The organism is Synechococcus sp. MIT S9503 (assembly GCF_047304175.1).
Lineage (GTDB): Bacteria > Cyanobacteriota > Cyanobacteriia > PCC-6307 > Cyanobiaceae > Synechococcus_C.
Genome location: NZ_CP138955.1, coordinates 2,413,255 through 2,439,829, shown reverse-complemented (window position 1 = coordinate 2,439,829; position 26,575 = coordinate 2,413,255). Strand labels below are relative to the sequence as shown.

Genomic DNA, 26,575 nt, shown 5'->3' with positions numbered 1-26,575 from the left:
GAGCCCAACGCATGTTTGATCGTCCGTGACCGGCTGGGTTCTGCTGCTGTCCCTGCTGATCCTCGGAGGGGTGCTGTCCACCCTGGGGGATCGACTCGGTTCAAGAGTCGGCAAGGCCAGGCTCAGCCTCTTCGGGCTTCGTCCACGCCAGACAGCCGTGGTGATCACGGTGCTGACGGGGAGCCTGATCAGTGCTCTTTCGCTTGGCCTGATGCTGCTGGTGAGCCGGCAGCTCCGCGTTGGCCTGTTCGAACTCAATGACCTTGAGGCACGCCTGCGCAGCAGCCGCTCGGATCTGAAAGGAAGCCGCAAAGCCCAACGCAAGGCTCGTCAACAACTCGAGCAGGCTCGTGCCGATGAGGTCGAAGCAAGAAAGATCTTGGCTGATGCCCAGGCTAGAGCCAGTGAGCTGCGCAGCACACTCAAACCACTGCAGGAACAGACACGCCGACTCGAAGAGGAGCGCCGAAGACTCAGCCAGGATGTGCGTAACCGCGATGCGGAAATCAAACGCACGGATGATGAGCTCCGGGCAGTGCGCGAGCGCATCAGCTCCGGTGAGGCCGAGCTGCAGCAACTCGAGGAGAACCTGCTGGCTCTGCGCCGTGGAGATGTGGCCATCAGCAGTGGCCAACCTTTGGCCACCGTCACCCTCAAGCTGGATCGACCCGATCAAGCGCGACAGGTGATTGATCAGGTTCTGCGGGAAGCCAACATGCAGGCCTTCCAGCAGGTTCTGCCTGGACAGGCGCCTGACCGACAGATCATCCTGGTTCCCCGCCAGGACATTGAAAGACTGGAGCAGGCCATCCGCAAACCAGGGACCTGGGTAGTGTTGCTGCGCTCAGCGGCCAATGTGCTGAAAGGCGAGGGTGTGGTCTATGCCTTCCCAGACGTGCGCGCCAATGTGGCGATCACCATCGAAGGGGAAGTTCTCTCCGAAACAGCTCTTGCCAGCAAGGAGACCAGTCCTGAAGCCATCAGGAACCGCATCAATCTGCTGCTGGCCTCAACCCTGTCTGAAGTGCGCCGGCGGGGGTCCCTCACCCAGGGGCTTCAGTTCGATGCCAATGCTGTGAATACTCTTGCCAGGCAGCTGGCCGACCGCAATGGTGGGCGGGTTGAGCTTGAAGCGGTGGCCTTGCGCCGCAGTGAAACCGCCGATCCCGTGGCCATCGAGCTACGCCCGAAACGCAAGGTGCGTTCAGCACCCCCACTACAGGACGACATCCCATGAGCAGGGTCGTCTCTCTTGACCCTGGACGCAACAAATGCGGCCTGATCCTTGTTGACTGCAACCGGCACAGCGTCATCGAAGGTCATGTGCTCGCCACCGAGGCTGTGCTGGGAACCCTGTTGCGCTGGAGAACGATCGCTCCAATTGAGAGGTTGGTGATGGGAAACGGCACAGCCAGCGACAGCCTGAAGAGCCAGCTTCCGGCTGATATTCCCGTCATGGTTGTTGATGAGGGTGGCTCCACTCTGAGAGCACGCAAGCGCTACTGGCAGCTATGGCCCCCCAGAGGGTGGCGACGCTTCATTCCACAGGGCCTGCTGCTGCCTCCCACCGAACTGGATGCTGTAGCAGCCCTGGTGATCCTGGAATCCGAGCTGGGTCAACCGCTTGCCTGGCCTGGACCAGCTCCCATCAGAACCGGGCACGCACAGTGAAGCTGTAGTCACCGCCGGCTTCGAGCCGGTAATCGGATTTCACAAGAAAGCGCAGCAACGCGTCCTGAATCAACGCCCTCCCGAGAGAGGGCTCCACGCTGAGCTCACCCCGGTCAAAGAACCAGTGGAATGTCCAGGTGAAGCCACCGGCCTGCACCTCTCCCCGCAGACACTGATCCCTGAAGCTGTGCTGATGCACCCGAAGATGAGCCGTGGTGACGGGCAATGGCGCCATCAGGCCGGATCATCCTCATCAGCCGGTGCCAGATTGACTGCATTGATGGCATTTCCGGCTCGATCCAGGCCTAGTCGCTGGATCCGATCAAGTCCTGACAACACTTCCCGGAGCACCTCCTGGAGCAGAGGCTCCTCAGCACGGTTGAACTGACCCAGGACATGAGACACCGTGCGCGCACGGCGTTCCTCGGGATTGCGACCAGGAGCTCCGATTCCAATACGCAGGCGGGCGAACTGCTGTGTACCGAGATGCTGGATGGTGCTTTTCAAGCCGTTATGTCCACCAGCACCACCACCCGCTCTCAGGCGCAGCCGCCCAAGCGGCAAATCCATGTCATCGACGAGAACAATCAGCTGATGAATCCCGAGATCAAACCAATCCAGCGCCGCGCGGATCGAACGACCGCTGTCATTCATGTAAGTCTGTGGCATCAGCAGCCTGAGCCGAGCGCTCCCTGAGCCGACATCAGCGAGATCCCCCTGAAGCTTTGACATCGCCTTGAAACGCCCCCCCTCACGAGTTGTGAGCAACTCAAGAGCCATGAATCCGACGTTATGCCTCGTCGACGCATATTTTTCACCGGGATTGCCCAGTCCGACCACCAGACGGAGGTCACCACTCTCAATCACCCTTCAATCCTCAGAAGCCTTTGGTGATGACGTTTGATCTGAAGGCGAGGAAGAGGAAAGTTCCTCCGGATCAGCCATCGCCTTGCTGATTTCACGCTCGAATTCTTTCGAGGCTGTCTGGAAACCCTTGAGCGTCTTGCCGAGCGTCCGACCGAATTCAGGCAGACGCTTGGGCCCGAACACCAGAAGCGCGACGGCTCCGATGACGGCCATCTCAGGGAGTCCGATGCCGAAGATGTTCATGGAAAGCGATGGGCGTGCCTGATCAGGCGCCGCCGTTCCAGTTCACATTGATGCCCTCAAGAATCAGTGACTGGTTGTAGAGCTGAAGGATCACCAGCAGGAAAACCAGAAACAGAACCATAAAGATGCCCATGACAGGGGTTGTTCCCCAGCCGGGAACAACTTTGCCGTACTCGGAATTGAGTGGACGGAGCAGATCGCCCAAACGAGTGCGTTGTGCCATAGCGGCCCTGAGGTCTCGGGTGAAGTTCAGTTCCGATACTCTAAAGCTCCCGGCCCTGTTAAGGGTCGATCCTGTCGAGAGATGTGATGGAAAGCTCCTCCCCGGCGCTGTCGGTTTCGATTGCCGTGCTGACGGCCCTGTTCGGGCTCACCGGTTTTGGCGTCTATACCGCCTTCGGTCCGCCGTCGAAACAACTGGACGATCCCTTTGACGATCACGACGATCACTGAAGTGGCCTAGGGGTCAGTCGAACTTCCCTGAGTGCTCCAGGGGAGATCGATACGGAGCTTTGATCTCCCTCAACCCACCAGCCTTCAGATCCAGTTGCCCATTTGACTCTCGCGCCACCAGGGTTGAAAACCTGGACGAGAACTGTGCCTTGTTCTGCATCTTCCGACTCATCGGGTCGCATTGAGATCGGAACGAGTGCAGTGGGCAATGCTGGAAACCCCTGCCAGCGATTAGCGATGTCAACAGGGCCAAGCCATCCAGGTTCACGAAAGTGAATTGCTGCCTGCGCCAGACCGTCGCGGTACCAGCCGTTTGTCAATGGCATCAAGGCCAAACGGTGACGGTGCCAACGCTGATCAGCCGAGGGGTCAGGCCAGGTTGGCCCTCGAAGCAATGAAATCCCGAGTTGCTGCGGTTCCGCATCAACTCCCTGTGGGCCGTCGAGCAAAACGCCAAGCCCGCCACCGGGTGCTTCCTGCTCACTGGCAAGCCAGGAAATCACGGGGACTTCCCAGCGGGCCTGCTCCAAGGCTGTTCGGGGAAGCGAGGGGCGTGAAATCACTCCACCGCTGGTATCCGCAGCCCAACGCACCGCTGGCCTGGCAAGCGGACAAATCAGGCGAATGAGTTCATGGGTCTGACGCCAGTCAACGGTCAGCTGAAGCTCCACGGCAGGGCTGTCGGCTCTGAGCAGCACATCCATGCGTATCGCACTGTCTCCAAATGAGCGGCGCAGTACAACCCTCGCCACCAGAGGGCCCCTCTCCGTCAGCGCCAACCGCCAGTCGCCAGCGATCGGCAGCTGTTGCTCCGGGTAGTTCGCTGCAAGATCCCAGGCATCCCAGAATTCACCATGGTCGCGGTAACGCCTGAGATGTAGTGGGGACGAAAGTTGATCAACACCCTGGCGGTCCTGCAGGCGGATCAGTCCTCTTCTGTCGAGCTCCACTGACAGACAATCGTTGGAAAGGCGCCAGCTCTGCTCAGCGATGCGCTGCACCTGCACTGGATCGCGCACAACCGGATCAACGCCTGTGATCCTCTGGGCATCTGCACGACACTCGAGAGGAAGTGCCACAACCCCCTTGGCCTCGGGTAACTGAACCCAGAGATCACCGCCCGGGGCCGGCTGGGACGGCAGATGCTGTCCTTCACAAGTCCACTGCCCCCGCTGCAGACGAACCATTGGTGACCAGCTGTGGAGAGGCTGAAGGCCGCACCATGCCCAGCGTTGACAACCGGTCTCACCGGCTGATTCAGCCCTCGATGCAGGCTCGAGCAGCTGATGCAGAGCGGCCTTGCGCAGCCTTGCGGCACGTCGGCGAGCAACACGCCATTGCGACTCGGCCTGATCAAACACCTCCGGAATTGATGTTCCCGGAAGAATGTCGTGGAACTGCTGGAACAGCAGCACAGGCCAGTCGTTTGCCTGCGCAGACTCAGCTCCCAGAGCCGCCAGCAGATCGGCCTCCCTCAGCAATCGCTCCAGGGTGCGGTTGTGGCGTTTCTGATCCGGGCGGGAGGTGGCGCAGCCGCGATGCAGTTCCAGGTAGAGCTCATCCTTCCAGACGGGTAACGACTCCCTGAACGGCTCCAGCCTCTGCAAATACTCACGAACTGTTCCCGCTCTGCGCGGAACGGCCTGTGGATGGTCGTTCCAGAGCTGCATCTCTTCAAGCATTTCCCTGGTCGGGCCGCCGCCGTGATCACCCACCCCAGGCAGCCACAGGGCCTGCTCCACACCTGTGGTGGCCTGAAAAGACATCTGCTCCTGCTGCATCGCTTGTGGATCAGCATCCGTGCCGATTCCTGGCAACATCAACGCCAGCAGCTCGGCTCCGCCACGGCCTCGCCAGCGAAACAAACGGTGCGGGAAAGCATTGGTGGCATTCCAGGCCAGTTTGTGAGTGCAGAACCAGCGAACGCCTGTGGCATTGGCAACGGCGGGGAGCCCGGACGCGAAGCCGAAACTGTCCGGCAACCAGGCCAGGTCATGGCGCCATTCGGGAAACTGCCTCCGGCTGGTGTCCTGGCCGAGAGCGAATTGCCTCCAGAGCGAGGCCGTGCTCACAAGGACACAGTCGGTTTCAACCCATGGGCCGTTGATGGGCTCCCAACGTCCCAGTCGGCTGGCTTGCTGAATCCGGGCGAAGAGTGCTGGGCGGTGGCGTTCCATCCACTCGTAGAGAGCGGGGGTGGAATGAGCGAAATGCAGCTCTGGGTAGAGCTCCATCAGCTTCAGAGCGGAGCGGAATGTTCGTTCCGCCGCCTGCCAAGTATCAGCAACAGGCCACAGCCAGGCCAGATCCAGATGGGCATGGCCAACCCAATGCACTTCACCTGTGGATGAAGCCTGTCCTGCGAGGTGGTGATGGACCTGAACCGCAGCATCCTCTGACAACGGATCGCAGCCAAGCCAGGACTCAGGCATCGACTGAGCGTCGATGCAGGCCAGGTCGAGAGCCTGCGGCAGCAGACATCCCCTGGGATCAAGAGCAGGCACTCTGGGTTCCCGGACCAGCTCACTTCTGATCAGGGCACCATCGTCATGGCAGGGGCTGCGCAACTCCAGAACAACCCGCAGCCCTGATCCCTGCCTCCAGGAAACCGGCAACATCCAGCGGCAACGGGTGTCGAACAGATCACCTTCATGCACGAGAACCCCATCGACCCACAAACGCACCTGGTCCGCCCACCAACTCAGCACAAGGCGCTCTTGGCAGTCCTGACAGTGCTGCCAGTGTTCCGGCCAGGTGATGGTCTGCTCAATGCGCAGCCACACACCACCCCTCGGCCAGATCAACAATCCACGCTTCGCCCAGTCGGGACGGTGCAACGCTCCCCAGGGTTCAGCAAGGACGGAATGACGCTGAAAATCGCCGCAACGATGCCAGAAAGAGAGCAAATCAAGGCGGCTGCGACTTCGAAACGTTTCAATCCACGCCAATCGTTGGGCCTGGAGAGGGGGCTGCATCGTGATCTCACAACCTTGACCCATAAGATGATGGCGCTATCCCAGACGCCGGTCGGTCTCCATGCTCGCCCTCAAGATCTCCGTTTACTCGGTCGTCTTCTTCTTCATCGGGATTTTCGTCTTCGGTTTTCTGGCGAGTGACCCGAGCCGTACCCCGAGTCGCAAAGACCTGGAAGATTGAAAGCAGACGTGAACTGAACGCAGTTCGTTCAGGGGTCACGACGCGCACTGGTCATTTCCATCGCTGATGGAGCAAAGGCTTGTGTGAGGATCGCTGGCCACACCTGAGCGGATTTGCCAGCTTCCCGGTCCTCCATCACGATCACGGGACTCCTGGCTTTTGCTGCAGTCCTGGGGATTCCTGCTCGATCAGACGAGATCGACAATCTGATCGACTTCGGTGTGCTTCCAACAGCACCGCTGCAATCCTCTGATGAGGCCGATGACGAGCTGATCATCGAAACCAAGGAAACGGAACCCGCAGTTCCCTCAACAGTTGTTCAGCCTCCAATTGAACTCGGGCTCGAGGCCGATCGCCAGAGCTATGACGCCAGGCGTCGGCTGTTCGTGGCCGAAGGCAATGTGAAAGCGTTGGTCAACGGCGGTGTGCTTCAAGCCGATCGTGTTGAATTCGACACGAGCTTCAACAGCCTTTTCGCCCGAGGCAGTGTTCGTTATCGGAAGGGTGCTCAGTACTTCCAGGCCAGCAGCCTCCGGTTCAGCCTGATCCAGGGAAGCGGCTCGATGGAGGACGTTTACGGCGTTCTCGATCTCGATACCGCTGCCGTTGATTTCAATCCGATTCCAAGACCTGATTCAAGCCCAACTCCCAATTCACAGTCAGCAGCTCAGAGCACAAGCCAAAAACAGAGCCAGGAGAAACTCCTACCAGTGGTCGAAAGCACTGGCCTCGGGTTCCCCACAGCGATCGACATCGAGCTGGACGCTTTCACCGCCAATCGCATCAGCCCCCAGGGCGATGATGCCAGCTTCTGGGAGGTACAACAGCCAGTACCAAGAGAAGAATTGCTGGTTCCGAACTCCGGCCAGCCAGAAAGCGAGTTCGACAAAGACATGTCATGCCCTCCGGAGATACCAGCAATCCCCGAGTGGCATCCACACCCCTGGGCCGTGACCGGCTGGGGTGGACAGATGATTGATTCCAACTTCGGCGACACATTCCTGTTCAACGGCCGGATGCGTCCTGAATATCTGCTTGGGATCAGCATGCAGAAGCGAATCTGGCGCGCCGGACCGCTGCAGCTGGAACTTGAGGCCGACCTGTTTGCTCACCATGCCTACGAACAGGAGGGTGGGCCCTTCAATCAGAGCGTTCCCAACGCGAACACCCCTGCGCAGACATTTGGCGAAGGCATCCTCGGCATTGGTGCACGCGTGTGGGTTCAGCCCTGGCTCAGCCTCGGTTTTGTTGAAGGCATCAGTTACAACTCGGCTGTCAGCAACTACGAGCGCACGTACCGGGAGAATTACGCCAATCTGCTCAATTACCTCGCTTTTGAGCTGGAAGCAGCAGTGTCTCCGGACCTATCCATGGTTGGACGCATTCACCATCGCTCGGGAGCTTTCGGTACGTACAGCGGTGTGAATGAAGGCAGCAACGCCTACCTGATTGGCCTGCGCTACCGATGGGGGCAGGACCAACCTGCACCGGTGAGTCCTGAAGCACCACCACCGCTTGGGTGTCCTGACCCCGAACGCGCCGCCAGGATCAGACCGCAGGGCCTCAGAGAACAACTGGAAGACATCACGATTGGCAATCCGCCGCGTGATTCAGCAACGAACTCGGCTTCCGCCACTGTCGAAGAGCAATCGCCGAAGTCCAATCCATCAATACGCTCGCCGTGGGAACAGGAGAAACTGCGCAGTGAGGCGATCGCTGCCATCGATCAGCGAATCAGCAGCATCCAGCTGCAACAACGGCTTGTGTTCGAACAAAGCCAGGGTGTCGGTGACGAGGTGCGCAACAGCGAAGTGCTGGCCGCCAATCGCTACGGAGGAGTGAAGCCCTCACAGCTGAACAAACGCGGACGCAGTCAGTTGATCACCGGTGAAATCAGCCGCTGGCGCATTCAGGCTGCAGTGTTGCAGTTCACGCCCGATGGCTGGACAGCCAGCCGTATGAGCTTCACCAATGATCCCTTCACACCTTCACAGACCCGCATTGATGCCGAGGATGTGGTGGCCACTGAAGAAGAGAACGGTGACATCCTGATCAAAAGCCAACGCAACCGACTGATTGTTGAAGAGCGGCTGCCGATCCCAGTATCAAGAACGCAGAGAATTCAGAAGCAGGAAGAAGTTGTGAACCGCTGGGTGCTGGGCATCGACAACGATGACCGCAGTGGTTTCTTTGTTGGCCGTGAGCTCAAGACCATCGAGCTGACAGACAACATCCGCCTGGATCTGCAACCGCAGTTCCTGCTCCAACGGGCCATCGATGGCAGCAACGACAGCTATGTGGCTCCAGGCACATCGATCGACAGCTCCGAGATGAGACAGGAGAACGCGATCGGCGACCTATTCGGCCTCGAAGCGGAACTCAGTGGTGAAGTGCTGGGCTGGAACACAAAGGCGGAAGCCGACATCAGCACGTTCAACCCCGACAATTTCATGAACGGCAGCCGTTTCTGGGGCAACGTCAACCGCTTCTTCAAGCTTCCACTGCTTGGCGAGGTGGAGACACGGTTGTTCGCCGCCTATCGCTATCGCACCTGGAATGGATCACTGGGTGAGACAGATGTCTACAGCGCCTACGGCGCTTTCGCTGAACAGAAAGGTGACTGGCGATGGGGCAAGCTCTCAAACGATTACATCTGGCGTATCGGCCTCGGTAATTATCAGGCAGAGAGTTTCACAAACACCGACCTAGTCGACACCCTGCGCGGAAATTTCTATGGATCGATGAACAGCAGCTATCCAATCTGGCGTGGAAAGCCAGCTGCTCTCACTCCGGAAGCGGCCTATCGCTACTCGCCGGTCGCCATCGTGCCTGGCCTGACTCTGCGCACCAACATCAATACATCCTTGATCGCTTTCGGAAACGGAAAAAGCCAGACCACCATCAGCCTCTCAGGTGGACCAACGCTCACCCTGGGCACATTCAGCAAGCCTTTCCTTGACTACACCCAGCTGTCTATCGCCGGTGGCGGCACTCTCAAAGACGGAGACAGTCCGTTTGAATTTGATCAAGCGGTAGACCTCGCAACTCTCGGTATCGGCATCACTCAGCAGCTTGCAGGGCCGCTGCTTCTGAATGCCGGGGTTGGCGTGAACATTGATCCCAACTCGGAGTTCTACGGCAACGTGATCAACTCCAACATTGAACTTCGTTGGCAGCGACGCAGCTATGACCTGGGCTTCTACTTCAATCCTTATGAAGGGATTGGCGGTTTCCGCTTCCGCCTCAATGACTTCAACTTCACGGGAACCGGCCGGCCGTTCATCCCCTACACACCACGCAACCTGCCCGACGAACTTGAGAGGCGACCGTTCTGATCAGGACCTGCGTCAGTCTGGTCCACCTCCGTAAATGAGATGGCTGCCAGTGAGATCCGCACCTGCATATCGCATTCCTGCAGTGCGCACATCCGGCGCATAGGCATTTATTACCACGGCTCCACGCAGATCAGCACGACGAAGATCGGTCGCTGAGAGGTCGGCATTGCTGAGCTGAGCGCCCTGCAGATCAGCACCATCTAGACGTGCTCGACTCAGATCGGCACCCTCCAGGTTGGCTGCACGCAGATTGGCATCTCTGAGATCAGCATCCCGAAGATCAGCGCCGATCAGATGGGCACCCTCCAGATAAGCCGATCGCAGATCACAGCCTGAGCAGGCACCGCTGCTGAGCAATCGCTCCCTGGCGGAGCCATGAGGCTGCACAAGCAAAGGCTCTGCACGCTCAGCGCTCACTGCGACAGGGATCAGCACACTGACCACAAGGGCCGCGACAAACCGAGCGGGTCGACAATGAATCATGGAAGCTGAAGCGCTGTAGCTATATGGCTCTATCTCAGTCTTAGACAAATTGGTCACTCTCTGCCGTGGAGCACTGAACGCATGGCATAGCCCAGATCAGAAGCCATGCAGATAAGGAAGCGAAGCCATCGTGCGCGTCAATTCGGCATCTCTCGCCACAAGCTGTCCCGTTGCATCCCACTGGCCGGTGCGCAGCATGTCCAGTGCACCCGACGCAACGGAAATTGACTGAGACGTTGATCCATCACTGAACGTGAGCGCCTGAAGATCGAGCCTCCAATCCGCTGCAGGATCAGCATCCACAGCATCCTGCAGAGCATGAATCTCATCGGCAGACGCGATGGCACAGGGAATTCCCAGAGCGAGACAGTTGCCATGAAAGATCTCGGCATAACTGACTCCGAGCACAGCGCGGATTCCCCAGCGCATCAGCGCCTGGGGAGCATGTTCGCGACTTGAACCACAGCCGAAGTTGTCATTGACGACCAGAATCGAGGCCCCCTTGTGCACTTCCTGATCAAAGGGATGTGCCCCCGCCAGCTCCTTGCGGTCGTCTGCGAAGGCCTGTTCTCCAAGAGCCTCAAAACTCACGCATTTGAGAAAGCGGGCAGGAATGATCCGATCGGTGTCGATGTCGTCACCACGCAGCACAAGCCCACGACCGGTGACGTGGCCGATCGGCCCCTGTGGGAAAGCGATGGTTTCAGTCGTCACGAGACAAGATGCGCAATGAACATGGGCAGTGGCGGGACAACTCCGAAACGATGCGATTTCAACTCAGCTGACGGACATCACTCACGCGTCCGGCGATGGCCGCCGCAGCGACCATTGCCGGACTCATCAGCAACGTCCTGCCGCTGGCGGAACCCTGACGTCCTTTGAAGTTGCGGTTGCTTGAACTCGCACTGATCTGACTGCCCTCCAGACGGTCGGGGTTCATAGCGAGACACATCGAACAGCCAGGCTCGCGCCACTCAAAACCTGCTTCACGGAAAACCTGATCGAGCCCTTCATTGATCGCGGCACGCGCGACCTGTTCGGAGCCAGGCACGACAAAAGCCTTGATGCCCTCGGCAACATGACGACCGCGTGCCACAGCGGCGGCGGCCTGCAGATCGCTTAGACGTCCATTGGTGCAACTGCCGATGAAACAGACATCAACAGGCACACCCTCAATTGGCTGACCGGGTGCAAGATCCATATAGCGATAAGCCTCTTCGGCAATCGGGCGATCAGCAGGATCGAGCTGATCGGAGATCGGCACACGTTCATCGACGCCAATACCCTGCCCAGGGGTGATTCCCCAGGTCACTGTTGGGGCGATCGTTGCCGCATCAAAAAGAACTTCATCGTCGAAACTCGCATCGGCGTCGGAGGCGAGGGAACTCCACCAGGCGACAGCACGATCCCAGATCGCCGCTGAAGGAGCCTCGGCGCGACCCTGCAGATAGTCGAAGGTGATTTGGTCAGGGTTGACGTAGCCACAGCGGGCACCTCCCTCAATCGCCATGTTGCAGAGGGTCATGCGCTCTTCCATCGACAGAACCTCAATCGCAGGTCCTGCGAATTCATAGGCGTATCCCACACCCGCCTTGACACCCAGGGTGCGAATCACATGCAGAATCAGATCCTTGGCGAAGACGCCATCGGCAAGACGGTTCTCAACCCAGATGCGACGCACCTTGAGCTTGCTCATGGCCAGACTCTGACTGGCAAGCACATCCCGCACCTGGCTGGTGCCGATGCCGAAGGCGATGGCACCGAACGCTCCATGGGTGGAGGTATGGGAATCTCCGCAGGCAACCGTCATCCCCGGCTGGGTCAAGCCCAGTTCCGGTGCGATCACATGCACGATTCCCTGACGGCCGCTGCCCAGCCCATTGAGGGTGATGCCATGTCGTGCGCAATTGCGCTCGAGAGTGCTGAGCATCTCCTCAGCCAGCGGATCAGAGAAAGGACGTGCCTGACTGATGGTTGGAACGATGTGATCAACTGTGGCGACGGTTCGTTCAGGACAACGCACCGGCAGACCCTTGTCATGCAGAGCGGCAAACGCCTGCGGACTGGTGACCTCGTGAATCAGATGCAGACCGATGAAAAGCTGTGTGGCCCCTCCAGGCAGATCCGCGACGCGGTGCAGATCCCAAACCTTGTCGTAGAGGGTTCCGCTGCTCATCCGATGTCAGCCGTCAACAATCAACACTAATGGCCAACATTCATGACCCAGCCTCAATCAGACGTAACCGCAATCGATTGAGAGCCTCTCCGGCGCTGACGACCCGAACCCAGTCACGTCCTCGCGTTTCACCCAGACGAATGGGTGAGCTGACACACCCATCAGGACCGGCAACGGCGATGTGAACCAGTCCGACAGGTTTGTCAGCTGTGCCACCCCCCGGGCCGGCGATGCCGGTGACAGCCATTGACCAGTCACTGCCCGTCAGACGTCGCACCCCCTCTGCCATGGCTTGGGCCACCGGATCACTGACGGCTCCGAATTGCTCAAGTAGTTGGCATGACACATCGAGAAGATCCTGCTTGAGGGCATTCGAGTAGGCGATCACGCCTCCCAGCAGAACATCGGAGGATCCAGGAATCGCCGTGAGTTCAGCACCAAGGCCGCCGCCCGTACAGGATTCCGCAACCGCAAGGGTTTGCTTGCGCTGGCGCAGCAACTCGAGAACAACGGAAGCCAGCGACTGATCGTCACTGCCGAAACAGAATGTGCCGGTGCGCTGGCGCAGTTCAGCTTCCGTGTCATGCAGCAGACGCAGCGCTTCGGATTCAGCTGCGGCATGCGCTGTGATGCGTAGTTTGACTTCACCACGCCCCGCGTAGGGCGCCACCGTGGGATTGGTCTGGTCAAGCTGATCGTGAAGCTGCTCCGCCAGCCTTGATTCACCGATGCCCCAGAAACGCAGCAAGCGGCTGCTGAAAACGCCTTGAGACAGACCGGACTGTTGAAACCATGGCACTGCGGTGGCTTGCCACATCGCTTGCATTTCACTGGGAACCCCTGGGAACGTGAGCACAGTGAATTCCTTTTTCGGGGACCAGATCATTCCGGGAGCCGTCCCGGTGCGGTTGGGCAGCACATCTGCTCCAAGCGGCAACAGAGCCTGCCGGCGTGTCTCGGCTCCAGGCTCGCGGCCACGACAGCGCGCTTTAGCTGTGATGTCTGACCAGACCTCGGGGCGCTCCTCAAGGGGCGTGTCGAAGGCTGCTGCAATCGCTTCAGTCGTGAGGTCGTCAGGCGTCGGACCCAGGCCACCGGTGGTGATGAGGACTCTTGAACGGCCGGAAATCGCCTTCACCTCCTCGATCAGCCGCTGACGGTTGTCCCCGACGACGGTCTGACGGAAGTGAGGCAATCCGAGAGCTGCCAGTTGCTCAGCCAGCCAACGGGCATTGCTGTTGTCAATATTGCCGAGCAGCAGCTCGGTGCCGATACAGAGAACCTCCACTCCTGAAGGAGGGGAAAGCTCAGCCACGAGAATCCGAGCAGCAAGGCTGGGCGGACTCCTCCTGAGTGTGTTGTTCAGGCGCGAGGAGCACTGTCCCAGTCTGACGATGACGCTGCATCAGCATCACAGTTCCGACAAGGATCGACGTGGCCAGTCCCAGCCAGAGAAAGCGCATCTCCACGTTGGCCACAACCATGGCGATGGATGCCAACCACTGTGTGAACACGTAGATCAGCAGAACTGTTCTTCGATGACTGAATCCAGCCCGCAGCAACCGGTGGTGAAGATGTCGACGGTCGGGATAGAAGGGCGAACGACCTGAACGCAGACGACCCATGATCACCGCTGACATATCGGCAAGGGGCAGGGAGAGGATCAGCAGTGGCAGGAGCAGGCTGACTGTCGTCAACCCCTTGGCGGGACCGACGATGCTGATCGCCGCAAGGCTGAATCCCAGAAAATAGGAACCACCGTCGCCCATAAAGATGCGGGCGGGATTGAAATTGTGTCGGAGAAATCCGAAACAACAGCCAGCAAGCCCTGCAGCCAGGAAGGCAGCAGCTACCTGATGCAGCGAAAAACTCACGGAGACCAGACCGATCGCGGCGATCCCGGCCACGCCTGCTGCCAGCCCATCGAGTCCGTCAAGCCAGTTGATCGCATTGGTGATGCCGACAAGCCAGATCACGGTTGCCAGAAGGCTGATCACATCAGGCAGAATCACTGCCTCGGCGCTGCTTGATAACCAGGGAAGGTCAATAGCACCGATCTGAACCCCCTGCGACCAGACCACGACGGCGACCGCCACCTGGCCAGCCAGGCGAGGCCAGGGGGACAGGGAAAACAGATCATCAGCCAGGCCGATCACAAAAAAGCACAGTGATCCGGCAAGGGTTGTCCAGATGAGCTGGTCTCGTGCCGGGGTCAACATGCCGAAACCACCGACAAGCCAGGTGAGACCCAGTGCCAGGCAGAATCCCAGCACCATCGCAATGCCGCCAAGCCGCACCATTGGAACGCTGTGCTGCTTGCGCGCGTCTGGAGTGTCGGTGAAACCGTGCCTGAGTCCGAGCTTCCTCACCAGAGGGGCAATCGCTGTTGTGATCAACGTCGCCATGACGAAGATCCCGACAGCAACTGCGAGAGGAGTGCTCGCGAGAGTCAAGCAGAACTCCGGAAGAGGCAGCCCGGAATGGACCGAAACAAGAAGATCCTAGGCAGACCTCAGGTCAGCAGCCAGTGGACTGTGGTCCAGTCAGGCAAGCGCCGGCTCCGCGGCAGCGGCATAGAGGGGGAAACGAGTGCAGAGGCTGGCAACTCTCTCGAGGCAACGGACCTGCACAGCATCATCCTCAGGGTTGAGCAGGCGATCGGCGATCACATCCGCCACCTCACGGAAGGCTGCGGCATCAAAACCACGTGTTGTCAGAGCAGCGGTGCCGAGACGCAGTCCGCTGGTGACAAAGGGTGATTCGGGATCGAAGGGAACGGTGTTCTTGTTGGCAGTTATATGAACATCACTGACAAGCAGGTCTGCGACCTTCCCTGTCATGCCGATGCACCTCAGATCAAGAAGAACAACATGGTTTTCGGTGCCGCCGCTCACCACATCAATTCCACGTTCGATCAAGCGTTCTGCGAGAGCAGCTGCATTGGCCACGACCTGCTGGCTGTAAGCCCGGAAGGAAGGGTCTAAAGCCTCACCGAAAGCCACCGCCTTTGCTGCGATCACGTGCTCCAGAGGTCCGCCCTGGCTTCCAGGAAACACAGCCTTGTCAAACTTTTTGGCGAACTCAGCATCACGGCAGAGAATCAGGCCACCACGGGGACCACGCAGAGTTTTATGGGTTGTTGTGGTTACAACATCACAGTGGGGGACTGGGCTGGGGTGCACGCCCGCAGCCACCAGACCGGCAATGTGAGCCATGTCGGCGAGGAGATAGGCGCCAACCTCATCGGCAATTGCGCGGAATGCTGCGAAATCGATGATGCGGGGATACGCCGAATACCCGCAAACGATCAGTTTCGGCTTGTGCTCGAGGGCCAGGGTGCGGATCGCCTCCATATCCAGGCGTTGCGTTTCCTTGTCAACGCCGTACTGAACAACGTTGAACCACTTCCCACTGACGTTGACCGGTGAACCGTGTGTGAGATGACCGCCATGCGAAAGGTCCAGACCCATGATCGTGTCCCCGGGCTGAAGCAACGCCAGGAACACGGCAAAATTGGCTTGAGCGCCGCTGTGTGGCTGCACATTGGCCCAGGCTGCACCGAACAGTTGCTTGGCACGCTTAATCGCCAGCTCTTCGATGGCATCGACGTGCTCACAGCCCCCGTAATACCGCTTGCTCGGCAAGCCTTCGGCGTACTTGTTGGTCAGCACAGAGCCCTGGGCCTCCATCACTGCCCTTGAGGCGAAATTCTCGGATGCGATCAGCTCAAGATGCGTCTCCTGGCGCTTCTGTTCCTGATCAATCAGACCGGCGATGGCCGGATCTGAAGATGCCAGAGATGCATTGATCGGTGCCGAAGCGAAATCCGCCATGCGTTGCAATATTGCTTTGCCCGAATCGTAAGCAACGAGCCCTGACTGAGGTGCGTGCAAAAAAAAACTGCCCTGAGGCAGTTTCTCAAGCGCGCCTGGAGAGATTCGAACTCCCGACCCTCTGATCCGTAGTCAGATGCTCTAATCCGCTGAGCTACAAGCGCTGGAGTCACACCATCTGACCCCACGGAGGTGCCGTTCGTCAACTGGGGCACATCCACGCGCAAGAATCAATGCACTGCAACGTCACTTCCCAATGCCCATCCGCTGGTACGGCAACGGAGACACCACTGATCCCAGGTACAGGCACTTCGGCCGGATCGTGAATTTCACTCTGCACGCCGGGGTGTTTGCAGCTGTGAACAGTTCACTGTGGTTCATCCAGACCATCCGGCAACCGTGGAGTCACCTTGATCGCTTCAGCGAACTGTGGCTTGTCGCACTCTTGACCCACCTTGCGGTTGTTCTGAAGCAGCGCCCCATTGAGAGCGCGGACAGCAGTGAATCCTGACGGCACGATGGTTCAAGACACCCTCTTGCCATGACCCTGGATGCAGCTGACCTGAAAGACCTGACTGCAGCCTTGAGTGACCGGCTCTATCTCCAAATCGCTGGATGGCATCTTTACCTTGGCGATGCTGGCCTAGCTGAGACCCTGGCCATTGAGTGCAGTGCCCTGCTGGACCAGGGGCCAGCAGTCTGCGCTCGACGTGCACTGGAGGCCGTGCAGGTGCCCATCGGTGCCGGAAGCGGCAAACTGCCACTCGCCCGCTTGTTGCCGTCCTCTCAACTTTCCGAGTTAGAACAGATTCTCGAGGACCACTGCCGATAAGGTTGCTGACCTTCAGGGAGTGCGCGTGCTCATCATCGAGGTCACCAATGCCCGCGACGTGGTTCGTCAGCGCCTCGGACGGCTGGGTGAGCGGCTGATCGGCAAGGTGGTTGATCCCGAAGCACAGGTGGAGAAAGCCCTGATCCAGGAGATTGATACGGCTTTCAGAGAATTTGGAATCGAGGCGAGGATTCTTTCTGTGCAGGGTCCACAGCTGGTCGGACGTCAGCACCTTGAGTTGCCGATTCAGGTGAGGGAGGAGCGGGACGTGCGGCTCAACGACGCCTGAAACGCCCTGAGATTCCCTCAGTGATCTCGCTGACCTCAGGCACCGACAAGGCCTGCGCGCTGAACACGAAAAGAAGCAAACCCAACGCACCGGAAATCCCCACCTGGAAAGCTCGTCCAATGAAGTCGAGCGGCCAGGAGACGATCTCACTGAGTGCCCAGGCCGCAAATCCTGCAGCAGCGGCAGCGAGAGCGAGCCGGAGAGCATCCAGCCCCCACTCGCGCAGCGGCAGTCCACCCAGCCGCTTCTGAAGAGCCAGCAGCAAAGCAAGGCAGGTGAGCAGGTTGATCAGAACCGTGGCCAGCACCAGTCCGGGAGCCCCGAAATTGATTGGAGACTGGGGCCCCCAGGGAGAGGGGCCACCCACCAGTGCCCAGTCAAAGATCACATTGAGGCCAATGCCCGCCATCGATAGGCGGAAAGGAGTGTTGCCATCACCAAGCGCGTAAAACACCCTTACGAGCACATCCCGACCGAGGTAGGCAGGCATGCCGATCCCGTAGGCCATCAGCAGGCCCGTCACGAGCTGCACAGCCTGTTGATCAAAGGCGCCGCGTTCATAGACAAGCGCAACAATGGGTGTCGCCAGGGCCAGAAACAATGCTCCAAGCGGAAGCATTGATGCGGTCGACAGCATCAGTCCCTGCCGGATTCGTGCGATCAGCGGCAGCCGGTCCTCCGGATCTGTGAGCCGTGAGAACGTCGGCAGCAATGGCACCAGCAAAGCATTGGAGATCAGCCCCAGAGGCGTCTGCACCAACAGATTCGAATAGCTCAGACCTGCCGCAGCGCCGAGGATGCCTGACGCAAAAAACATGTCGGTGAACACATTGATCTGCAGCATTCCCGACGAAAGGGTGGCGGGGCCCATGACCCTCCAGACCTCGCGAACACCGGGATGACTCCAGTCCCATGACAGGCGCAGGCGTGCCATCCCCTGACGTGCCAGCGCCGGCAGCTGCAGCAGCCACTGCAGCAGAGCTCCGATGAGGGTGGAGAGCGCCAGAACCACGCCCCCCCAGAGGGCATTGACAGGCAGTGCGATCTCAGCACCGAGCTGCCACCACAGCAAACCCACGCCAAGAACCAGAGCCACGCTCGACATCAGCGGTGAGATGGCGGGGATCCAGAACTCATCAGCGGCGTTCAGCGATCCGAAGCCAAGGCCGATCAGACCTGCCAGCAGGGCCATCGGGGCCATCACTTGCAACTGCGCCACCGCAATACGGTGCAGCTCGGGTGTCAGCCCGGGACCCACGAGCGTGATCAAAGGATCGGCGGCCAGGACCAACGCCACAGTCACCACGAGCAGCAAGGCACTCACGGTGGTGTTCAGTGTGGTGAGGATATGGGCTCCTTCCTCCCTTGGCCGGCGGCTGAGCACACTGACCATCGCGCTGTGAAAGGGGCCGTTGATCCCCCCCAGCAGAATCAGCAGGAAGCCAGGGAGAATGTAGGCGTAGTTGTAAGCGTCGTAGGCCGCGCCCACGCCGAACGCTGCAGCGATCACCAGCTGGCGGATCAGGCCTCCCGCTTTGCTGAGCAAGGTGCCGTAGGTGACCACCAGGGCAATGCGCTTGAGAGATCTCCCCATCGACGCCCGCTCAACCTCGCGATCACTGAGAGATCTTCGGTCCATCGCCAGGCACCATGGCGCCAGTCAGCCCGCCTCCATGACCGGCACCCCACTGCTTGAATTCGACCCGCTGACTGAGGGAGTGCTGATCAAGCGCTACAAGCGCTTCCTGGCCGACGTGGAACTCAAGGACGGAACGGTCGTGACAGCGCACTGCGCCAACACCGGGCCGATGACCGGTGTGCTCCATCCAGGCGGCAGGGTCAGGATGCGCTACGCCCCCTCACCGAAGCGAAAGCTGGCCTGGACCTGGGAACAGGCCGAAGTTCCGAGCTCCGATGGCGGCTTCTGCTGGGTTGGCATCAACACATCCCTCCCCAACCGACTGATCAGAGCCGCCATCGAGGCCGGATGCCTCAGCAACGCGCTGGGAGCGATCGCTGGGATCAGGGGCGAGGTTCCTTATGGCGAAAACCGGCGCAGTCGCATCGATCTGCTGCTCACTCCAAATGAGGAGGCCCCAGACCAACGTCCGATCTATCTGGAGGTCAAGAACACCACCTGGAACGACGGACCGCTGGCGTTGTTCCCCGACACAGTGACCGAGCGGGGACAGAAACACCTGCAGGAACTGATCGATGTGCTGCCTGCAGCACGAGGGGTTCTGGTGCCATGCCTGAGCCGGCCGGATGTTTTGCGATTCGCACCCGGAGACAGCGCTGATCCGCGCTACGGAGAGCTGTTCAGACAGGCCGTCGACGCGGGCGTTGAGGTGATCCCTTGCGCCTTCAGTTTTCATACCGATCGAGTCGTCTGGGAGGGCCAGAGGCCTGTGCAGGCGCATCAATCGCCAGTTTTGTAGCAACGGCGACTCGGAAAGTGTTCGCTATTGAGCAATTTGGCTATGTCTGATGGTCATTACCAAGACTGTCTGAATCGCAGTTTCGCTTTCTTTCCATGACAACTGCTCTGCATCCGCCGTCGCGGCGGCGCAAAGCGCGCCTCCAAGAGGCAAGCCTGCTTGAAGGGCCCATGCTCCTCCTTCAGAGCATTCGGGGTTTCAAATCCAATCGAGCAATGGTCTGGCTCGCTTGTGCGCCACTCGCGCTCATGGGCCTTGGCGTTTTCAGTCTCTCCGCTCATGCCAAGGATCTGCCTGAACTCAGTGCAGCATTTCTGGCCAACAACCTCTGGCTTTTGATCGCGGCCATTCTCGTGATCTTCATGAACGCCGGTTTCGCCATGGTCGAAGCCGGGATGTGTCGTCAAAAAAATGCCGTCAATATTCTTGCCAAGAACTTGGTGGTCTTCACCCTTGCGGTGACCGCTTACTGGTTTATTGGCTACAAAATCATGTACAACGCCGATTGGGTCATTCCAGGCGTCTTCAAATTTGGCGGATTGTTTTTTGATCCCACCGTTACATCTGAAATGGTGACAGGCAATGCACTTGTCCCCAGTATTGATTTTCTTTTCCAGGCAGCCTTTGCAGGCACGGCAGCCACAATCGTGTCCGGCTTGGTTGCAGAGAGAATCAAATTTGGTGAATTCGTTATTTTCTCGCTGATTCTTGTTGGCGTTCTTTATCCGATTTCAGGCTCCTGGCAATGGAATTTTCCTGAAGACGGTGTAGGCGGTGGCTGGCTTGCACGGCTGGGCTTCATCGATTTCGCCGGATCAACCATCGTTCACTCCTTTGGAGCCTGGTCAGGATTGGTTGGTGCAGCACTTCTTGGTCCAAGGATTGGCAAGTTTGTCGGTGACCGACCACAGGCCATTCCAGGCCACAACCTTGCCATCGCAACCCTTGGCTGCTTGATCCTGTGGATTGGCTGGTATGGGTTCAACCCTGGCTCTGTGCTGGCCATGAACGAAACGGTTCCCTACGTGGCTGTCACCACAACTCTGGGAGCTGCCGGTGGCGGTATCGGCGCCATGGTGGTGAGTCAGTTCACGAGCGGCAAACCTGATCTCACAATGATCATCAACGGGATTTTGGCTGGCTTAGTTGGAGTCACGGCGGGTTGTGATGGATTTTCAATGCCTGCAGCTTGGGTCGTGGGCTTCATTGCTGGTGTGCTGGTGGTCTTTTCAGTGAGCTGGCTGGACTCCCTCAAAATTGATGATCCAGTGGGTGCTTTTTCCGTACACGGAACCTGCGGCATCTGGGCGACTCTCGCTGTCGGTCTTTTCAATGTCGACAAGGGTTTGTTCACTGGACATGGATTCAGCCAACTCGGCATCCAGCTCATCGGCGTCCTTGCCTATGGAGTCTGGGCTGTTGTGACGACATTCATTGTCTGGAAGATCATTGGTGCTCTCTTTGGTGGCATCCGTGTCACTGAAGATGAGGAAAAAACCGGCCTCGATATCGGTGAACACGGCATGGAGGCTTACCCCGACTTCGCCTCTGCCGGTAACTGAAAGGCTCCTCAGGGATCTTGAACCCCGGTCGAGGCGACCGGGGTTTTTTCTTGGTTTGGCCAGCTCGACCCATCACCAGGAGACAGCTTTCACCCACAGCCCATAGAGTCATCGCACTGCCGCCGCGGCCATGGATACCCACGCCTTCAAGCGCTCTCTTCATAATTCCGACCGCTACAACCGTCGTGGCTTTGGACGCGCTGATGAAGTGGCTGGAAGCCTGGAGCAGGCCTATCAGAGCAGTTTGATCGGGTCCATCCGTGAAAATGGTTACAAACTCAGTCACGGACGCCTGAACGTTCGTCTTGCTGAAGCATTTGGTTTCTGCTGGGGAGTTGAGCGGGCCGTTGCCATGGCTTACGAAACCCGCAAGCACTATCCCAGTGAGCGGCTGTGGATCACCAATGAGATCATTCACAATCCTTCGGTCAACAAACACCTGCGCAACATGAATGTCCACTTCATCCCTGTGGACCAGGGGGTGAAGGACTTCTCAGGCGTGGAGTTCGGCGATGTGGTGATTCTTCCCGCTTTCGGAGCCACCGTGCAGGAGATGCAACTGCTCAACGATCGGGGCTGTCACATCGTTGACACCACCTGCCCCTGGGTTTCCAAGGTCTGGAACACCGTGGAAAAGCACAAGAAGCATGTCTTCACCTCGATCATCCACGGCAAGGTGAAACACGAGGAGACCCTCGCCACCAGCTCATTTGCAGGAACCTATCTCGTGCTGCTCGATCTTGAGGAGGCACAGACCGTTGCGGATTACATCCTTGGCAAGGGAGATCGCGACAGCTTCATGGCGCGTTTTGCGAAAGCCTGTTCGCCGGGCTTTGACCCTGACCGCGATCTCGAGCGTGTCGGAGTTGCCAACCAGACCACCATGCTCAAAAGCGAAACCGAGGAGATCGGCAGGCTGTTCGAGCGCACGATGCTCAGTAAGTTCGGCCCTCTTGAGCTCAACGACCACTTTCTGGCCTTCAACACCATCTGCGACGCGACGCAGGAGCGTCAGGACGCGATGTTCTCTTTGGTCGATGAGCCCCTGGATCTGATGGTCGTGATCGGTGGTTACAACTCCTCCAACACCACCCATCTTCAGGAGATTGCTATCAGCCGTGGGATCCGCTCCTTCCACATCGACACGCCGGAGCGGATCAGCGAGGACAACACCATCGAGCACAAACCACTCGGGGAGGAACTGACCCGCGACTCCAACTTCTTACCGAATGGTCCAATCACTGTTGGCATCACATCCGGAGCCTCGACTCCCGACCGGGTGGTGGAACACGTGATTCAACGCATGATCGCCATCAGCGACGCAGACTGATCGCCGCGAAGCTTTACATTGATTCACCTCAGCAATCTCCCTGATCGGAGCTCGTCCGTGCTGCTGTTGTCGAGAACATCCGGCGAAGCCCTACGTCACCGCGTGGAGATTGATCCGCAGGTGCGCTGCTATCGAGCCCATTTCAGCGACCGCATGGAAATGCGTTCCGATCCAGGCACAGTTGCTGCCTATCTTGACCAGCACGAAGGTTGGTTCTGCAGGTGTGCGTCACCCATGGAGGTTGAAGCACTAGACCCTCAGGCCTATGCACTGACACTGGGGCATTTCGGAAATTTCGGCTTCGAAGTGGAACCCACCATCGGCCTGCGATTACTGCCACGACAGGAGCGGAGCTATCGCATCGAAACCGTTCCTCTCCCCGAGCTGGATCCAGCCCTGTCGAAGATGTACGACGTTGATTTCCAGGCAAAGCTTTGCCTAGTGGACAATTCTGAAAACAAGTCGGAGCATGCTCAGACATGGGTCAGCTGGACTCTTGACCTGACGGTCTGGATCACACTGCCCCATGTGATCACGATGCTTCCGAACGGACTCGTTCAATCCAGTGGCGACCACCTTCTGCGCCAGATCGTTCGCCAGATCTCACGCAAACTGACCTGGAAAGTTCAGGAGGATTTCCACGCAACCCATTCACTGGCATGCCCTCCGAGACGAAGAGCAGCTTTCTGAGCATGTCCCAACCAACATTGAATCAGAGCTGATCTTGGCCAGGCGCTGCAGGAAAGCATCAGACAGGTGCTGCTTGCCGAGAGCTTCACTGATTCGCGAATAATGATCCTTTTCGAGTCTTTTCAGGGCTCTTTGCATCCCAACAGGAACAACTTGAACATCAAGGAAACAAGTGCACATCAATCATGATGCGAAAAACCACAAATCGTTGATATCAACTAAATCTCATATAAGCAGGCTCAAGAGCAAACCTGAAACAGTCTGATTCTGCCTGCTGGAATTGTTTCAAACTGTGAAAATGGTGGTGTGTTATGTTTTCTTTTCCGCGATCAATCAGCAATGGCGTTGTCAGGGTTTGAGATTGCCGTTGGCGGCATCGCTTCAATTCCAGTGTTGGGTGGTCTGATCTTTCTCGGCTACAAAGCTTTTGGCGAAAAGAACCTCGACACATCAAAGCTGAAACCGAAAAAGCCTGCTGCTGCAGACAAAAAAGCGGCTCCTGCTGCTGACAAGAAAGCTGCACCAGCCGCAGGGAAAAAAGCAGCTCCTGCTGCTGACAAGAAAGCCGCACCAGCCGCAGGGAAAAAAGCGGCTCCTGGTGCCGACAAGAAAGCCGTACCCGCTGCAGAGAAGAAAGCGGCTCCCGCTTCCGACAAGAAAGCCGCACCTGTTGCAGAGAAGAAAGAGGCTCCCGCTGTAGATAAAAAAGAGACTCCCGCTTCCGACAAGAAACCCGCACCCGTTGCAGAGAAGAAAGAGGCTCCTGCCGCTGTAGATAAAAAAGAGACTCCCGCTTCCGACAAGAAAGCCGCACCCGTTGCAGAGAAGAAAGAGGCTCCTGCCGCTGTAGATAAAAAAGAGACTCCCGCTTCCGACAAGAAACCTGCACCCGTTGCAGAGAAGAAAGAGGCTCCCGCTGTAGATAAAAAAGAGACTCCCGCTTCCGACAAGAAACCCGCACCCGTTGCAGAGAAGAAAGAGGCTCCCGCTGTAGATAAAAAAGAGACTCCCGCTTCCGACAAGAAAGCCGCACCCGTTGCAGAGAAGAAAGAGGCTCCCGCTGTAGATAAAAAAGAGACTCCCGCTTCCGACAAGAAAGCCGCACCCGTTGCAGAGAAGAAAGAGGCTCCTGCTGCTGATAAGAAGCCCGCACCCGCTGCAGAGAAGAAAGAGGCTCCCCCCGCTGAACAGAAAGCCACACCACCCGCTACTGACAACAAACCAGCTCCTGCTGACGAAGCAACGAAACCCAAGGGAACGTAAATCAACTAACCGAGAGCTCAGCCAGACGACTCAATTAAGAGCAGGCATTCATCCACTTAAAACGTAAACATATTTGCAAAAATCCAAAATATGTTTACATGATTTCAGCAAAGCTGATCTCAATCTTGATCTGTCGTTAGCCAGGCGAAAAGGAATGCGGCAGTGATCATTGGAGCATGCGGCCGATAAAAACGATCCATGAATAAAGTCATCGGCGACTAAACTTAGAAAGCAATGATTCACAATCATGGCCGACTGGCGGCAGCAACTTCTCGACCTTCAATTCAAAAAAGAAAAAAAAGATGATGGCTCGATCACATATACATTAATTCCAGGACATCGACGTGCCTCTTACTGGACAAAAATCACTGTGAAACAGGTTGGTTCACCCTCGCCAGACGCCTGGCAAGTGACTTGCGCAAGATCAGAAATTCAGATTGGAATCTGGACAATCCATGATGCAACACAGGACATCAGCGTCGTCGTTCACACAAGCGCTCAAAAAATGATCGAAGATATTACTTACCAAAAAAGCTTAAAACCAAGTTTTTTATCAAAAATAAGCAATTGACGCCTATTAATTTCAAAGCCAGAGACCTTGCAATACTCAGGCTAAGTGATTAATAATCCTAAAAAATCGCTTTTATGCCTATATCTAGTTATTCAGCCATAATGAACTGATCCACATCAGTCGACAAGAGTCGCCAGTCGCCACGTGAGACCCATTCTTAATCCAGAAGAGCTCGATACCGCCATCAGCCTTGCAGATCTCAGCGAAATTGAGATCGAAATTGTTGAATACATACGTTATGTAGGGGTTTTTAATGAACTCAGCCTGAGGAAAGCACTCTCAATGCCGTCAAAACCGCCTGCTTTGTATCGACTATGCAAAGCATGCGAAAAAATAGGTCATCAAATACCTCAAGTATTCAACAGCATGATGACATGGTCTGAACATCAAAGCGATGACAAAATTGCTTGGCAAGGAAATCTTATCTGCGCAATCGCATACACATGTGACGGAACAAAATTACAACCTGAAAATAAAACATCTCTCTATCACACCTTTGTGGTTCACAAAGAATTGTTCAACGGGCTGGACGTTGACTGACAACAGATTCGCAGCAGATGCGATGTATACAAAGCAACAATGCATCGTCAAATAATTGTTGATCGATGCTAGCTTGCGAGAAAGAATAGGTCTGATTGGTTTTTCTATGAAATTTACAATCGTCTACGCATCCGCGACTGGTCATACGGAAGACATCGCCGAACGACTCGACCAGCTCTTGCCGGATTCCGAACTCAAAGAGTTGAGTGATTTGAATGACATCAAAGATATTGAAACTTGTGAAGCATTGATTTGCTGTACTCCTACATGGAACACAGGATCAGACGTCAAGAGATCAGGAACAGCATGGGATGACCATATTGAGCAAATACCAACTCTCAACTGTGCAGGGAAACCAGTGGCCATTGTTGGCCTAGGAGACTCTGCGGCTTTCAGTAAATTTTTCTGTGATGCCATGGAAGAGCTCTACACAGCTTTCCAGAAGGCCGGAGGGAAGCTGATTGGCCACGTCTCCGGAGAAGACTATATTTTTGATGACTCAAAAAGCATGAATAACGGCATGTTCTGCGGTCTTCCTATTGACGAAGACAATGAATCAGAAAAAACTCAGGATAGGCTCGAAGCTTGGTGCCAGACTCTTCTCAGTGAGTCCCAAAACTAACTGATTAATAAATAATTTAGCTTAATGCAATATCTAAATTTAGAGCTCAAGATATCATGCTCAATATTTTATGTGCTATTTAATTTTTCCGGAAATTCATACAATTTACTGGCAAGCCGGCGATAATACTTACCAATATCGGGGCCATCACCATGGCAACGATAAGCAATCCCAGGGGTTGAGGGGTTGATTCACGAGTAGCCTGCAATAACGCGAGCACG

General features: G+C 57.2%; 28 protein-coding genes and 1 tRNA gene. 16 read left to right on the top strand and 13 right to left on the bottom strand.

Annotated elements, in window-relative coordinates; all coding sequences use genetic code 11:
- Nucleotides 1–25: 25 nt before the first annotated feature.
- Together SIB56_RS13090 and SIB56_RS13085 are read left to right on the top strand one after the other, a co-directional pair.
- Nucleotides 26–1,237 (top strand): DUF3084 domain-containing protein, encoded by a 1,212-nt coding sequence (locus SIB56_RS13090; RefSeq protein ID WP_413324341.1) that lies wholly within the window; start codon nt 26–28, stop codon nt 1,235–1,237.
- On the top strand, nt 1,234–1,671 hold the full coding sequence (locus SIB56_RS13085; protein WP_413324340.1) for a resolvase: 438 nt from the start codon (nt 1,234–1,236) through the stop codon (nt 1,669–1,671). Before SIB56_RS13090 ends, SIB56_RS13085 begins: the two co-directional genes overlap by 4 nt.
- Here SIB56_RS13085 and SIB56_RS13080 read toward each other — a convergent pair.
- From SIB56_RS13080 to psbH, 4 genes are read right to left on the bottom strand one after another with little or no spacing between them, the layout of a single operon-like run.
- Nucleotides 1,649–1,906 (bottom strand): DUF3146 family protein, encoded by a 258-nt coding sequence (locus SIB56_RS13080; RefSeq protein WP_413324339.1) that lies wholly within the window; start codon nt 1,904–1,906, stop codon nt 1,649–1,651. The genes SIB56_RS13085 and SIB56_RS13080 overlap by 23 nt on opposite strands.
- Nucleotides 1,906–2,535 carry an aminoacyl-tRNA hydrolase gene (gene pth / locus SIB56_RS13075; RefSeq protein WP_413327414.1) on the bottom strand — a complete coding sequence of 210 codons (630 nt, stop codon included), beginning with the start codon at nt 2,533–2,535 and terminating at the stop codon, nt 1,906–1,908. The genes SIB56_RS13080 and pth overlap by 1 nt, the downstream gene beginning before the upstream one ends.
- 6 nt (nt 2,536–2,541) lie before the next feature.
- A complete protein-coding gene (locus SIB56_RS13070) occupies nt 2,542–2,781 on the bottom strand; it encodes a TatA/E family twin arginine-targeting protein translocase (protein ID WP_413324338.1) in 240 nt (79 codons plus the stop codon).
- Between the two features lie 22 nt (nt 2,782–2,803).
- The gene (gene psbH / locus SIB56_RS13065) at nt 2,804–3,004 is read right to left on the bottom strand and encodes a photosystem II reaction center phosphoprotein PsbH (RefSeq protein ID WP_066904734.1); all 201 of its coding nucleotides are present in this window, start codon (nt 3,002–3,004) and stop codon (nt 2,804–2,806) included.
- Between the two features lie 86 nt (nt 3,005–3,090).
- On the opposite strand from psbH, the gene psbN reads away from it, so the two are divergent.
- Complete coding sequence (gene psbN / locus SIB56_RS13060) at nt 3,091–3,234, top strand: photosystem II reaction center protein PsbN (protein WP_413324337.1); 144 nt, start codon at nt 3,091–3,093, stop codon at nt 3,232–3,234.
- Here the strand turns inward: psbN and SIB56_RS13055 are convergent.
- Nucleotides 3,228–6,209 (bottom strand): alpha-mannosidase, encoded by a 2,982-nt coding sequence (locus SIB56_RS13055; RefSeq protein WP_413324336.1) that lies wholly within the window; start codon nt 6,207–6,209, stop codon nt 3,228–3,230. The two genes, psbN and SIB56_RS13055, sit on opposite strands and share 7 nt — an antisense overlap.
- Nucleotides 6,210–6,270: 61 nt before the next feature.
- Between SIB56_RS13055 and SIB56_RS13050 the strand changes: the two genes are divergently transcribed.
- A complete protein-coding gene (locus tag SIB56_RS13050; RefSeq protein ID WP_006172424.1) occupies nt 6,271–6,390 on the top strand; it encodes a photosystem II reaction center protein I in 120 nt (39 codons plus the stop codon).
- Between the two features lie 113 nt (nt 6,391–6,503).
- A complete protein-coding gene (locus tag SIB56_RS13045; protein WP_413324335.1) occupies nt 6,504–9,725 on the top strand; it encodes a DUF3769 domain-containing protein in 3,222 nt (1,073 codons plus the stop codon).
- A gap of 12 nt (nt 9,726–9,737) precedes the next feature.
- Here the strand turns inward: SIB56_RS13045 and SIB56_RS13040 are convergent, their stop codons facing one another.
- From SIB56_RS13040 to SIB56_RS13010, 7 genes are all read right to left on the bottom strand, one after another.
- Entirely contained in the window at nt 9,738–10,208 is a 471-nt protein-coding gene (locus tag SIB56_RS13040) for a pentapeptide repeat-containing protein (RefSeq protein WP_413324334.1), read from the bottom strand.
- 96 nt (nt 10,209–10,304) lie between these two features.
- A complete protein-coding gene (locus SIB56_RS13035; protein ID WP_413324333.1) occupies nt 10,305–10,922 on the bottom strand; it encodes a 3-isopropylmalate dehydratase small subunit in 618 nt (205 codons plus the stop codon).
- A gap of 58 nt (nt 10,923–10,980) precedes the next feature.
- Complete coding sequence (gene leuC, locus SIB56_RS13030) at nt 10,981–12,384, bottom strand: 3-isopropylmalate dehydratase large subunit (protein ID WP_413324332.1); 1,404 nt, start codon at nt 12,382–12,384, stop codon at nt 10,981–10,983.
- 40 nt (nt 12,385–12,424) lie between these two features.
- Complete coding sequence (locus SIB56_RS13025; protein WP_413324331.1) at nt 12,425–13,699, bottom strand: competence/damage-inducible protein A; 1,275 nt, start codon at nt 13,697–13,699, stop codon at nt 12,425–12,427.
- Complete coding sequence (locus tag SIB56_RS13020) at nt 13,692–14,837, bottom strand: MraY family glycosyltransferase (RefSeq protein WP_413324330.1); 1,146 nt, start codon at nt 14,835–14,837, stop codon at nt 13,692–13,694. Before SIB56_RS13020 ends, SIB56_RS13025 begins: the two co-directional genes overlap by 8 nt.
- A gap of 90 nt (nt 14,838–14,927) precedes the next feature.
- Nucleotides 14,928–16,217, bottom strand: coding sequence for a serine hydroxymethyltransferase (glyA, locus tag SIB56_RS13015; protein ID WP_413324329.1), 1,290 nt, complete (start codon nt 16,215–16,217; stop codon nt 14,928–14,930).
- Nucleotides 16,218–16,307: 90 nt separating this feature from the next.
- Nucleotides 16,308–16,381 (bottom strand) — tRNA-Arg (locus SIB56_RS13010).
- A gap of 92 nt (nt 16,382–16,473) precedes the next feature.
- Between SIB56_RS13010 and SIB56_RS13005 the strand changes: the two genes are divergently transcribed.
- Genes SIB56_RS13005 through SIB56_RS12995 form a run of 3 tightly spaced genes read left to right on the top strand, consistent with a single transcriptional unit; the run spans nt 16,474 to nt 17,338 of the window.
- Nucleotides 16,474–16,728 carry a hypothetical protein gene (locus SIB56_RS13005; RefSeq protein ID WP_413324328.1) on the top strand — a complete coding sequence of 85 codons (255 nt, stop codon included), beginning with the start codon at nt 16,474–16,476 and terminating at the stop codon, nt 16,726–16,728.
- 30 nt (nt 16,729–16,758) lie between these two features.
- Entirely contained in the window at nt 16,759–17,049 is a 291-nt protein-coding gene (locus tag SIB56_RS13000) for a DUF3181 family protein (protein ID WP_413324327.1), read from the top strand.
- Nucleotides 17,050–17,074: 25 nt separating this feature from the next.
- On the top strand, nt 17,075–17,338 hold the full coding sequence (locus tag SIB56_RS12995; protein ID WP_413327412.1) for a cytochrome-c oxidase: 264 nt from the start codon (nt 17,075–17,077) through the stop codon (nt 17,336–17,338).
- Here the strand turns inward: SIB56_RS12995 and murJ are convergent.
- Nucleotides 17,325–18,932, bottom strand: a complete 1,608-nt coding sequence (gene murJ, locus SIB56_RS12990; protein ID WP_413327410.1) for a murein biosynthesis integral membrane protein MurJ — start codon at nt 18,930–18,932, stop codon at nt 17,325–17,327. The genes SIB56_RS12995 and murJ overlap by 14 nt on opposite strands.
- 79 nt (nt 18,933–19,011) lie before the next feature.
- Between murJ and sfsA the strand changes: the two genes are divergently transcribed.
- The 8 genes from sfsA to fldA all read left to right on the top strand — a co-directional run bounded on the left by sfsA (nt 19,012) and on the right by fldA (nt 26,354).
- The gene (gene sfsA / locus SIB56_RS12985) at nt 19,012–19,776 is read left to right on the top strand and encodes a DNA/RNA nuclease SfsA (RefSeq protein WP_413324326.1); all 765 of its coding nucleotides are present in this window, start codon (nt 19,012–19,014) and stop codon (nt 19,774–19,776) included.
- 95 nt (nt 19,777–19,871) lie between these two features.
- Nucleotides 19,872–21,338: an ammonium transporter gene (locus SIB56_RS12980; protein ID WP_413324325.1), complete on the top strand. Its 1,467-nt coding sequence runs from the start codon at nt 19,872–19,874 to the stop codon at nt 21,336–21,338.
- Between the two features lie 130 nt (nt 21,339–21,468).
- Entirely contained in the window at nt 21,469–22,668 is a 1,200-nt protein-coding gene (locus SIB56_RS12975) for a 4-hydroxy-3-methylbut-2-enyl diphosphate reductase (protein WP_413324324.1), read from the top strand.
- Between the two features lie 57 nt (nt 22,669–22,725).
- Nucleotides 22,726–23,358, top strand: coding sequence for a DUF1997 domain-containing protein (locus tag SIB56_RS12970; protein WP_413324323.1), 633 nt, complete (start codon nt 22,726–22,728; stop codon nt 23,356–23,358).
- Between the two features lie 339 nt (nt 23,359–23,697).
- Nucleotides 23,698–24,621: a hypothetical protein gene (locus SIB56_RS12965; protein ID WP_413324322.1), complete on the top strand. Its 924-nt coding sequence runs from the start codon at nt 23,698–23,700 to the stop codon at nt 24,619–24,621.
- A gap of 247 nt (nt 24,622–24,868) precedes the next feature.
- Nucleotides 24,869–25,192: a hypothetical protein gene (locus SIB56_RS12960; RefSeq protein ID WP_413324321.1), complete on the top strand. Its 324-nt coding sequence runs from the start codon at nt 24,869–24,871 to the stop codon at nt 25,190–25,192.
- 144 nt (nt 25,193–25,336) lie between these two features.
- Nucleotides 25,337–25,732: a hypothetical protein gene (locus SIB56_RS12955; protein ID WP_413324320.1), complete on the top strand. Its 396-nt coding sequence runs from the start codon at nt 25,337–25,339 to the stop codon at nt 25,730–25,732.
- Nucleotides 25,733–25,790: 58 nt separating this feature from the next.
- Nucleotides 25,791–26,354 carry a flavodoxin FldA gene (gene fldA, locus SIB56_RS12950; protein ID WP_413324319.1) on the top strand — a complete coding sequence of 188 codons (564 nt, stop codon included), beginning with the start codon at nt 25,791–25,793 and terminating at the stop codon, nt 26,352–26,354.
- Nucleotides 26,355–26,575 lie beyond the last annotated feature (221 nt).

Coding starts and splice junctions, on each gene's coding strand:
- SIB56_RS12960 (WP_413324321.1), top strand. CDS start 24,869: ATGGCCGACTGGCGGCAGCAACTTCTCGACCTTCAATTCAAAAAAGAA.
- SIB56_RS13050 (WP_006172424.1), top strand. CDS start 6,271: ATGCTCGCCCTCAAGATCTCCGTTTACTCGGTCGTCTTCTTCTTCATC.
- leuC (WP_413324332.1), bottom strand. CDS start 12,384: ATGAGCAGCGGAACCCTCTACGACAAGGTTTGGGATCTGCACCGCGTC.
- SIB56_RS13070 (WP_413324338.1), bottom strand. CDS start 2,781: ATGAACATCTTCGGCATCGGACTCCCTGAGATGGCCGTCATCGGAGCC.
- psbN (WP_413324337.1), top strand. CDS start 3,091: ATGGAAAGCTCCTCCCCGGCGCTGTCGGTTTCGATTGCCGTGCTGACG.
- SIB56_RS12965 (WP_413324322.1), top strand. CDS start 23,698: ATGGCGTTGTCAGGGTTTGAGATTGCCGTTGGCGGCATCGCTTCAATT.
- SIB56_RS13080 (WP_413324339.1), bottom strand. CDS start 1,906: ATGGCGCCATTGCCCGTCACCACGGCTCATCTTCGGGTGCATCAGCAC.
- SIB56_RS13040 (WP_413324334.1), bottom strand. CDS start 10,208: ATGATTCATTGTCGACCCGCTCGGTTTGTCGCGGCCCTTGTGGTCAGT.
- sfsA (WP_413324326.1), top strand. CDS start 19,012: ATGACCGGCACCCCACTGCTTGAATTCGACCCGCTGACTGAGGGAGTG.
- SIB56_RS13055 (WP_413324336.1), bottom strand. CDS start 6,209: ATGCAGCCCCCTCTCCAGGCCCAACGATTGGCGTGGATTGAAACGTTT.
- SIB56_RS13085 (WP_413324340.1), top strand. CDS start 1,234: ATGAGCAGGGTCGTCTCTCTTGACCCTGGACGCAACAAATGCGGCCTG.
- murJ (WP_413327410.1), bottom strand. CDS start 18,932: ATGGGGAGATCTCTCAAGCGCATTGCCCTGGTGGTCACCTACGGCACC.
- SIB56_RS12980 (WP_413324325.1), top strand. CDS start 19,872: ATGACAACTGCTCTGCATCCGCCGTCGCGGCGGCGCAAAGCGCGCCTC.
- glyA (WP_413324329.1), bottom strand. CDS start 16,217: ATGGCGGATTTCGCTTCGGCACCGATCAATGCATCTCTGGCATCTTCA.
- SIB56_RS12975 (WP_413324324.1), top strand. CDS start 21,469: ATGGATACCCACGCCTTCAAGCGCTCTCTTCATAATTCCGACCGCTAC.
- SIB56_RS13000 (WP_413324327.1), top strand. CDS start 16,759: ATGACCCTGGATGCAGCTGACCTGAAAGACCTGACTGCAGCCTTGAGT.
- psbH (WP_066904734.1), bottom strand. CDS start 3,004: ATGGCACAACGCACTCGTTTGGGCGATCTGCTCCGTCCACTCAATTCC.
- SIB56_RS13005 (WP_413324328.1), top strand. CDS start 16,474: ATGCCCATCCGCTGGTACGGCAACGGAGACACCACTGATCCCAGGTAC.